This window comes from Specibacter sp. AOP5-B1-6, assembly GCF_052376555.1.
Taxonomy (GTDB): domain Bacteria; phylum Actinomycetota; class Actinomycetes; order Actinomycetales; family Micrococcaceae; genus Specibacter.
This window is the reverse complement of record NZ_JBQSVT010000092.1, coordinates 1-2,572: the sequence shown is the minus strand read 5'-3', so window position 1 is coordinate 2,572 and position 2,572 is coordinate 1. Positions and strand designations below refer to the sequence as shown.

Annotated in this window: 2 protein-coding genes; both read left to right on the top strand. The window is 59.9% G+C overall.

Annotated features, from left to right (window positions below; genetic code table 11):
- The first annotated feature begins 158 nt into the window (after positions 1–158).
- Entirely contained in the window at positions 159–1,715 is a 1,557-nt protein-coding gene (istA, locus tag ACT3TS_RS19545; RefSeq protein ID WP_444533197.1) for an IS21 family transposase, read from the top strand.
- Complete coding sequence (locus ACT3TS_RS19540) at positions 1,712–2,461, top strand: ATP-binding protein (RefSeq protein WP_444533196.1); 750 nt, start codon at positions 1,712–1,714, stop codon at positions 2,459–2,461. Before istA ends, ACT3TS_RS19540 begins: the two co-directional genes overlap by 4 nt.
- The last annotated feature ends 111 nt before the right edge of the window (positions 2,462–2,572 follow it).

Sequence of the window (2,572 nt, the reverse complement as noted above, 5' to 3'; positions counted from 1 at the left end):
TGAATATTTTTCTTTTTGGGGGCCAGCAATATTGCGGTTGGGGGCCACCATGGGAAAACGGGATTATTGTCCTTGGGGGCCACCTGTAGCGTTGCCGGTGGCCACGCAATAGGCTCCTTCCACCATGTGAGGGCCACATGGTGGAAGGAACAGTATCAATGGTACGAAGGATTAAGGCGAAGCTTATTCTCAAGCTACGCGCAGACGGGCTGTCGGGTCGGGCGATTTCGACCTCGCTCGGGGCGTCGAGGCGAAGCGTCTCGACCGTTCTCGAAGCGGCGGAGCAGCGCAGCATCAGCTGGGATGAGGTACGGGAGAAATCCGAGAATGAGGTGTACGCCCTGCTGTTCCCGGGCCGCGGCGACCACGAGAGCGTTTTTGCCCAGCCGGAATGGGGTGCCATCCATCATGAGCTGGCCAAGGTAGGGGTGACGTTGAAGCTCTTGCATAGCGAGTACGTTGACTCCCTTGCCGGAACTGGGGAGGCAGTCATGGGCTATGACCGATTCTGCAAGGTGTATCAGCGTTTTGTCCTGGAGTCTCACGCAACATCCCGGGTGCAGCATAAGGCCGGGATGAGCATCGAAGTGGACTGGTCGGGTCCCACTATGGAATTGATCGATCCGGTCACTGGTGTGCGGAACAAGGTCTACCTGTTCGTCGCGTGCCTGCCGTTCAGCCGGTATGCCTTCGTGGAGGCCACCTTGGACATGAAGCAGGATAGCTGGTTGCGTGCCCACGTTTCGATGTTCGAGGCGTTCGGTGGCTCTGTGCCACGCATTGTGCCAGACAATCTGAAGACCGGCGTGATCAAGCACCCTGCCGAGGGCGAGATCGTGCTCAATGATTCCTACCGTCATTTGGCTGCTCACTACGGGGCAGCGGTGCTGCCGGGCCGCATTCGGAGACCGAAGGACAAGGCCAGCGTGGAAAACACCGTCAGCCATGTTGCCACGTGGGTGATTGCCGGCCTGCGGAACACCAGCTTCGGTTCGTTGGGGCAGTTGAGGGCCGCAATCCGTGAGCGAATTGAGGCGTATAACCAGGAGCCTTTCCAGAAGCGCGCGGGGTCACGAAAGTCGGTGTTCCTGGCCGAAGAGCAGCCCTTGATGAACCCGTTGCCGGCGGCCGGCTATGAGATCAGCACCTGGGTTTACGGGCGGAAAGTCGCCAGGAACAGCTACGTTTCCTGGCAGAAGAACTACTACTCGGTTCCGATCGTCAACATTGGTGCCACCGTGGATCTGAGGCTGACCGAGACCATGCTGGAGGTTTACCGGAATCATGAGCGACTCACCAGCCACCGGCTGCTGCCGGCCGTGGCCCTCAACCAGTACCAGACCAACGATGCCGATATTCCGCCCGACCGCCAGTGGCAACACTGGGACACCCAACGGGTCAAGGACTGGGCCACGCGCACCGGACCGTGCACGCTGAATGTGGTGGAACGGATCTTTGAATCCGTCCAGGTCAAGGAACAGGGCTTCAACGCCGCGCTGGCGGTGCTGCGCCTGAGTCGGCGCTACAGCCCGGCCCGACTGGAAGCGGTCTGCCGTATCGCCCTGCAGAGCCAGATCAGGTCCCCGCGCTATGCCCACCTGCGACCCCTGCTGGAAACCGGACAAGACAAGAACCTAGGCACACCGCCCGAGCTATTCCACAACGAAGGCGGCTACGTGCGCGGCAGCGACTACTACGCAGGAGGCACCCGATGAGCTCACTGGATATCGAGACCAAACGAAAAATGCGTGAAATGAACGCCACTGAAATGCTCCAGGCCATCGAGGCCCAAGACGAAACCCTGAGCATGGCGCTGAGCTTCGATGAGCGGGTGCGCCTGATCGTTGACGAAGCGCATTCGGCGTTCACCACCTCAAAGGTCGGCGGCCTGATCACTCGCGCCAAACTGCGCTACCCCAACGCTGACCTACGGCAAGTGGACCTGATCGAGGAACGCGGCCTGAACCGCAACACACTCACGGCCATTGGCAGCTGCGGGTTCATCGAACAGAACCAAAACGTGGTCTTCCAAGGATTCACTGGTTCTGGAAAATCGTATCTGGGGTGCGCCCTGGCGAAACAGGCCTGCCGCAACCGGATCCGCACCCACTACGTGCGCATGCCCGACCTCGAGGAAGAATGGGTCCAGGCTCAGGACAAGCCCCTGGGCGCCTCAAAGTTCCTGAAAAAGTATGGATCCTTCACCTTGCTGGTGATCGATGAATGGCTGCTGGACCGCCCCAGCGGGGACTTCCTGCGCATGCTCCTGGAACTCATGGAACGCCGCTACGGCTCGGCCTCAACGGTGTTCTGCACGCAGTATCAGCAGAAGGACTGGCACCAGCGGCTCGGATCCGGTGTTCACGCCGACGCGATCATGGACCGGATCATCCACAACACCATTTGGATCGAGACCGGAAGCTACAACATGAGGGAGAAGATCGGCGCCGATCAGGAATAGCTAGACCCTTTGGAGGCCAGTGGCTCCCACACGGACGGCACTGGCCCCCAACGGCAATATCAGTGGCTCCCAACGGCAATAATGGGTGGTCCCCAAACCGTCGAATACTCA

Bases quoted from the DNA above. Each gene is read 5' to 3' on its own strand.
- ACT3TS_RS19540 (WP_444533196.1), top strand. From the start codon at position 1,712: ATGAGCTCACTGGATATCGAGACCAAACGAAAAATGCGTGAAATGAAC.
- istA (WP_444533197.1), top strand. From the start codon at position 159: ATGGTACGAAGGATTAAGGCGAAGCTTATTCTCAAGCTACGCGCAGAC.